Origin of the sequence: Brachybacterium sp., assembly GCF_036379615.1 — a bacterium.
GTDB lineage: Bacteria > Actinomycetota > Actinomycetes > Actinomycetales > Dermabacteraceae > Brachybacterium.
Genome location: NZ_DASVGJ010000049.1, coordinates 24,653 through 30,710 on the forward strand (window position 1 = coordinate 24,653; position 6,058 = coordinate 30,710).

Here is a 6,058-nt window from a genome sequence, read left to right on the forward strand (position 1 = left end):
AGGAGGCCCGCTTTCGCGGTCCGATCGGGACTCTAACCGATCACGGACACGACCACCCCGCCGACCCCCAGAGCGTGAGCGACTTCTCCGGATCGATCTCGGCGGACTGTGACCACTGCCTGAGGCGTCCCCTCGCCCCCGCCGAGCTCGACAGAGGACGATCCCGGCGCGATGACCTCGACCACCTCCGCCGGAACGCCCGACCCTGCAAAGCGGGTGGGATCCGTCGAGAGCAGCTCGATCCGGGTTCCGGGCCGAAGATGCGGAGACAGCACGTCGGGCACGGGAACGATCATCAGCACGGAGCCGTCGGGGATCGACGGGCCGCCGGGATCCTCGAGCAGGGCACCCCACAGAGGGGAGCCGGCCGGCAACGGGTGTCTCAGGGTGCGGCCCAGGACCTGGTCCGCCTGATGCGGGGTCCCCTCGGGCACCAGCTCAGGAGCGACGCGCACCGTGCGCAGGTGGTCAGAGGCCAGCACGGTGCCGGCGTCGAGCGGCATCGCCGAGACCACCACCTCGACACCGCGGGCCGAGGGCGGGAGCACCGTGGGCAGCAGCGCGGCGAGGAGCATCGCGACCACCAGGGCGGTGAGCAGGCGCCGCCGGCGACGCAGCGCTCGGCGCCAGAGAGGAACGTGAGCACGCAGTCGGGAGAGCATGCTCCGACGCTAGGCCTGCGGCAGGCCCTGAGGGCTCGACCAGCATGGACGGTGGATGACCGAGGGCTGGGGAGGAACGGTCGGCCGTCGGTCAGCCGGTCAGCCGGTCAGTCGGTCAATCGGCCGTCGGTCAGGAGGCCGCGGCGGCAGGCTGGGCGCTGGAGGCGCCGGACTCGCTCGAGGAGGAGGCCGACGACGTCGACGACTCGGAGGAGCCGCCGCTGTTCTCCGCGGACGAGGCAGAGGAGGCCGACGAGGAGGTCGAAGCGCCCGAGGTCGCGGAATCGGTGGAGTAGAAGCCCGATCCCTTGAAGACGATCCCCACCGAGTCGAAGACCTTGCGCAGCGTGTCCTGAGCGCACTCGGGGCAGGCGAGGAGGGAGTCCTCGGTGAAGCTCTGGTACTGCTCGAAACGATGACCGCAGTTCTTGCAGGCGTAGACGTACGTGGGCACGCGGGATCCTCCGGGATGGTCGATGTGCTCGGCCGCGCGGGCGCGACCGAGCTGATTGTACGACCGATGAGCGCTCAGGACGCGGTGGACGTGACCAGCGAGACGAGCCCGTCGGCCGTGAGCACGGCCGGGATCGGGACGTCGTGCGCATCGCGGGGCAGCGAGTCTGCCGGGAGCAGCTCGTCCGGGTGGATCACGGCGACGACCCGGGCACTGCCCGGCACGGTGCCGAGAGCGCGGTCGTAGTATCCGGCCCCGTGTCCGATCCGGGTGCACGAGCGGTCCACCGCGACGGCAGGGGCGAGCACCAGCACCGACTGTTCAAGGGCGCGCGAACCGAGCCGCTCTCCCACCGGTTCCCTGCCGAAGCCGCGACCGGGGGAGTCCTGGAACTCGGAGTCGCCGTCCCAGAGGACCCAGTCGAGCTCCACCCCGGCGGCGGCCGGGAACACGACGCGGGCGCCGGCGCGGGCGAGCCGCTGTGCCAGTGGGAGCACATCCGCCTCGGAGGCCGTCGGGTGATACGCGGCGACCAGCGGAGCCGGGGCGTGGGCCGCAGCCGCGGAACGCAGCATCCCCTCCACCTCGGTGAGCAGGGGCTCTGCATGCACCAGGAGCCGCTGGGCCTCAGCGGCCCGCCGCGCGGCGCCCTCGGTCCCGCTGTAGGCCCGTGCCCGCCGTGCCCGCAGCTGCTGTCGCAGCTCCTGCTTGCGTGACGCCATCGTCTCGGAGTCCATGGCCCCAGAGTCCCACAGTGCTCGGGCTCCCGGGGCCGGCGAGGACGGAACCGGCCCAGGTCCGTCTACGATGACGCGATGGTTCATGTGTGGCCGCTGGCCCTGCACGACGGGGAGCTGACTCTGCGGCCCCTGCGCCGTCGCGATCGCGCGGCGTTCGAACGGCTGCGCGAGCGCAACGCCGAGTGGCTGCGCCCCTGGGATGCGACCGATCCCGAGCACGGGCGGCGGGCTCCGGACTTCCGCACCCTGCGACGCTGGAGCAACGAGCAGGCACGGCTCGGGACGTCGCTGCCCTTGGTGATCTCGGTCCGCGGGCGTCTGGCCGGTCAGATCACGGCCGGCCCCATCCAGTACGGCGCGCTGCGCTCGGCGGCCCTCGGGTACTGGATCGGACGCGACGAGGCCGGGAACGGGGTGGTGCCCCGCGCTGCGGCGATGCTGATCGATCACCTCTTCACCGAGCTCGGCCTGCACCGCATCGAGGTCACCGTGCGCCCGGAGAATGCGGCGAGTCTGCGGGTGGTCGAGAAGCTGCACCTGCGCCCAGAAGGGATGCGCCGCTCTGCGATCCACGTCGACGGGGACTGGCGGGACCATCTCGTCTTCGCCCTCACCGCGGAGGAGGCCGCCGCCGGGAGCCTTCGCTCGGGCATGCTGCGGCGACTCCAGCGCGAGTTTCCTCCCGACACGCCCACAACGTGACCAGGGGAATCACAGCGGTGTCATTAAGGTGTCGGTGTGGAGTCGATCAACCTCGGAGCCGTCCTCTTCGGCATCCTGCTGCTGCTGTGGCTGGCCTATGCCCTGCCGCGCACCGCGAGCCGTCGTGAAGTGATGGGTCGTGCCCGTGCGGCGGACCAGGCCGAGTTGTCGTCCCAGGCGCGGGACCTCTCCGCAGCCGTCCACGCTCGCCGCACCTCCACCGAGGGGAACCCGCCCATGTCCCAGGACCGACTGCTCCTGCGCCCCGCCGATCCCACGCGCCGTCCGCGCTTCGACGCCGATCCCGGCACCCGGATCGACCTCGTCCAGGAGCGCGTCCGCTCGCGCCGTCTGCTCGGGGTGGTGCTGGGCGCTCTGCTGGCGGTCACCGGGCTGCTCGTCGCCCTCGCCGCCGTCGAGATCGTCCGGTGGTGGGCACCGGTGCTCGCCGTCGTCGGTGTCGGCGTGTTCCTCGTGGGCCTGCGCCGCGCCGAGCTCGAGCGTCGGGCGCGCCGCACCCGTGCCGCCGGCCGCGCCCGTCAGGAGCGCGCCGAGGCCGAGACCGCGCGTCGTCGCGCAGTCACGGCCGAGCGCCCGTCGGTGACGGCGGGGGCCGTGACGGCGGGGGAGCGCGCTTCCGCAGCCCCGGTCCAGAGCGCACAGCCGGAAGATCTCGAGACGACCACCCAGCGTGCGGCGGAGCAGGTCTCCCGCGCCGGAGAGTGGATGCCGCGCCCGGTGCCCCGCCCCACCTACGCCCTGCGTGGCGAGGTCGACGACCTCGCCAGCCGCCACGCGGCCCATCGCAAGAGCATGCTGGCGGACTCGATGCCGCTGGAGGGCGAGCGCGTCGAGGAGCTCGAGGCGATCGACGAGGACTTCGCGCCCGCGCAGGATCTGCACCTCGATCAGATCCTCGCCCGCCGCCGGGCCTGAGCACGGACCCTTCCATGGGTGCTGCTCGAGCGGTCGCCGACCTCGCAGAGCTGGTCGAGCGCGAGGGGTATCGCGAGCGTCCGGTCGCGGTGCTCGATCTCGACGCCTTCGACGCCAATGCCGCGGACCTCGCCCGCCGCGCCGCCTCATGGCCGACGCGGACGCCCTGGACGCCATCACGCTCATGGTCGACGAGACCGCGCAGCTGCACCTGATCCTGGACGCCACCGCTGACCTCCGCACCGGAGGGCGTCGGACCCGGATCGCGCTCGAGTTCGTCAACGTCGGCGGGACCGGTTCGATCGAGTCCACCGCCGCAGAAGAGGCCGTCACGGAGATCGCCGCCGAATCCGGGCTGATCGGTCCCGGGCTGTTCGACCACTCCCGGGACTTCACCCCTCTCCCCGCCCTCCACCTCGGCGTGAGCGTGGTGCGCAGGCCGGCTCCCGGGGTCGCGACCCTGCTCGGCGGCGGCTGGATCGCCAGCGGGGCACCGGCGGCGGACCGTCTGCCCACCATCGCGCACCCACCCGGGCTCGCCTTCGCCCCGCAGGAGGCGGCGGGAGAGGTCCAGACCCACGTCCTCGGTCCCGCGGACGACGATCTCCGCCTCGGGGACACCGTCTGGCTGCGCCCCGCCAGGGCGGGAGAGCCCGCCGAGCACTTCGGTGCCTATGTCCTCGTGCAGGGCGAGGAGAGCACAGGATCCCTGCCTACCTATCGCGGCGAGGGTGCAGCCTTCCTCTGAACCCTGCCCGCCACGGAACCCTGCTCTCCCCGAACACCGCCTGCCACCGAGCTTCGAAGGAGCGGCCGATGAGGACGAGCACCACCCCGCTGCGCACCTGGAGCGGAGCCGTACGCTGGACTCCGCGGCAGGTGCTGCCGCCACCTCGCAGGACGGCGTGGTCCCGGCGGCGCAGGCGGCCCGAGCCCGCGGCTGCTCCCTGAGGGTGCTCGGCGGCGGTCACTCCTTCTCCGCCCTCGCAGTGACCGACGGCATCACGCTCAGCCTCGATGGCTACCAGGGCCTGGTGGGCGGGTCCGTGCTGGACCCCTCACCCACCCAGGACCCCGACCTCTTCGAGGCCGCCCGCCTGGGGCTCGGCACGATCGGAGTGGTCCTCGAGGTCACGCTGCAGTGCGTGCCCGCCTACCGCCTCAGGCCGCCGACCCCGACGAGCTGTTCATGAGCCCGTACCTGCGGCATCTGCTGGGGTGAGCGGGCAGCACTCGGCATGGCGGGGTGAAGGGCGGGTGCGTCGGAGGGATGATCCGGTGATCTCCGGGCGGCGACTGTCCGCACACCGTCCGTCCGCCCGGGCCCGTGCGGTGCGGGCTAGCCTGGCGGCGATGAACACCAACGCGCCCCGTCCCTCGCCCGCCGCCGTCCCGTCGCCCTCGCACCTGCTGGACATCGCGCTCGCCGCGGCCTCCGCCGCCGCCGACTACCTGCGCGGCCTGGACCGCGACGGCCTGGCGCGCGAGTACAAGACCTCCAGCCACGACATCGTCACCGAGCACGACCGGGCGAGCGAGGAGATCATCGTCTCCGAGCTGCGCCGACTGCTGCCCACCGCCCGCATCGTCGGTGAGGAGGGCGGTGAGCGCCCCGCCGAACAGCCGGCCGACGGGAACGAGGGGGCAGAGCCGGTGGTGAGCTTCTACGTCGACCCGATCGACGGCACCAGCAACTTCGCTGCCGGGCTGCCGCTGTTCTGCATCTCGATCGGGGTCGCGGTGGACGACGAGCTGGTCGCCGGGGTGATCGACGCCCCGGTGCTCGGCCAGGTCTTCGCCGCAGCCGACGGCGATGCGACCCTGAACGGCCGCCCGCTGCGCCCGCGTCCCACCCGCGACTCCGCGGATGCCCTGGTGCTCTCCGGCTTCCCCGGCCAGCGCACGGGCGCGCAGTTCCCGGAGTTCGCGGGCACCGGCCTGCGTGCCCTGGAGGACTCCGTCTCCGCGGTGCGCCACCTCGGCTCCGCCGCGATCGAGCTCGCCTACGTCGCGGCCGGCTGGGCCGATGCGACGGCGCTGACCCAGATCAACTCCTGGGACGTCGCCGCGGGCTTCCACATCGTGCGCCGAGCAGGCGGCTCCGTACGCACCTGGCCCGGCGCAGAAGGAGTGCAGCGCCCCGACCACCTGCAGCCGGCCTACGTGGCCTGCACCGGCCAGGAGCGGCTCCCGGTGCTGGACGCCCTGCAGGACGAGCTCCAGGCGCTGCGCGCCGCGACGCGCTGAACCCACACGGCGCTCGGCGGCCACCACGGAGCTGAAGGCTGCGCTGACCCCGGTGCTGAACTCGCCGCTGACCGTGGTGCCTTCGCGGGTCAGCCGGCGCTGTGACCTTCGTCAAGGCCCCGTCCCCGAGGCGACAGCACCAGCGCGGCGATGCTAATCTGTCGAGGTCGCTCAGCGACTTCGGGGCTATGGCGCAGTTGGTAGCGCGTCTCGTTCGCAATGAGAAGGTCGGGGGTTCGAATCCCCCTAGCTCCACCCATGTCCTGAGCCGCGACATCCTTGAGAGAGGATGTCGCGGCTCAGGCTTTTTTGCGTGG

General features: G+C 72.5%; 8 protein-coding genes and 1 tRNA gene. 6 read left to right on the top strand and 3 right to left on the bottom strand.

From position 1 onward, the window contains the following. Positions 1-32: 32 nt before the first annotated feature. The 3 genes from VF289_RS09465 to VF289_RS09475 form a co-directional block, all read right to left on the bottom strand. The gene (locus VF289_RS09465) at positions 33-662 is read right to left on the bottom strand and encodes an SAF domain-containing protein (protein ID WP_330883421.1); all 630 of its coding nucleotides are present in this window, start codon (positions 660-662) and stop codon (positions 33-35) included. A gap of 130 nt (positions 663-792) precedes the next feature. Then, positions 793-1,116 (bottom strand): FmdB family zinc ribbon protein, encoded by a 324-nt coding sequence (locus VF289_RS09470; protein WP_330883423.1) that lies wholly within the window; start codon positions 1,114-1,116, stop codon positions 793-795. Positions 1,117-1,190: 74 nt separating this feature from the next. Further along, the gene (locus tag VF289_RS09475) at positions 1,191-1,853 is read right to left on the bottom strand and encodes a 5-formyltetrahydrofolate cyclo-ligase (RefSeq protein WP_330883425.1); all 663 of its coding nucleotides are present in this window, start codon (positions 1,851-1,853) and stop codon (positions 1,191-1,193) included. A gap of 78 nt (positions 1,854-1,931) precedes the next feature. Here VF289_RS09475 and VF289_RS09480 point away from each other — a divergent pair, with 78 nt between their 5' ends. The 6 genes from VF289_RS09480 to VF289_RS09505 all read left to right on the top strand — a co-directional run bounded on the left by VF289_RS09480 (position 1,932) and on the right by VF289_RS09505 (position 5,996). Then, a complete protein-coding gene (locus tag VF289_RS09480) occupies positions 1,932-2,558 on the top strand; it encodes a GNAT family protein (RefSeq protein WP_330883427.1) in 627 nt (208 codons plus the stop codon). A gap of 36 nt (positions 2,559-2,594) precedes the next feature. After that, complete coding sequence (locus VF289_RS09485) at positions 2,595-3,494, top strand: hypothetical protein (protein WP_330883428.1); 900 nt, start codon at positions 2,595-2,597, stop codon at positions 3,492-3,494. 148 nt (positions 3,495-3,642) lie between these two features. After that, positions 3,643-4,242 (top strand): hypothetical protein, encoded by a 600-nt coding sequence (locus tag VF289_RS09490; RefSeq protein ID WP_330883430.1) that lies wholly within the window; start codon positions 3,643-3,645, stop codon positions 4,240-4,242. Further along, positions 4,226-4,687 (top strand): FAD-binding protein, encoded by a 462-nt coding sequence (locus tag VF289_RS09495; protein WP_330883432.1) that lies wholly within the window; start codon positions 4,226-4,228, stop codon positions 4,685-4,687. Before VF289_RS09490 ends, VF289_RS09495 begins: the two co-directional genes overlap by 17 nt. A 160-nt stretch (positions 4,688-4,847) precedes the next feature. Continuing rightward, positions 4,848-5,741: an inositol monophosphatase gene (locus VF289_RS09500; RefSeq protein WP_330883434.1), complete on the top strand. Its 894-nt coding sequence runs from the start codon at positions 4,848-4,850 to the stop codon at positions 5,739-5,741. Positions 5,742-5,923: 182 nt separating this feature from the next. Next, a tRNA-Ala gene (locus VF289_RS09505) sits at positions 5,924-5,996 on the top strand. The last annotated feature ends 62 nt before the right edge of the window (positions 5,997-6,058 follow it).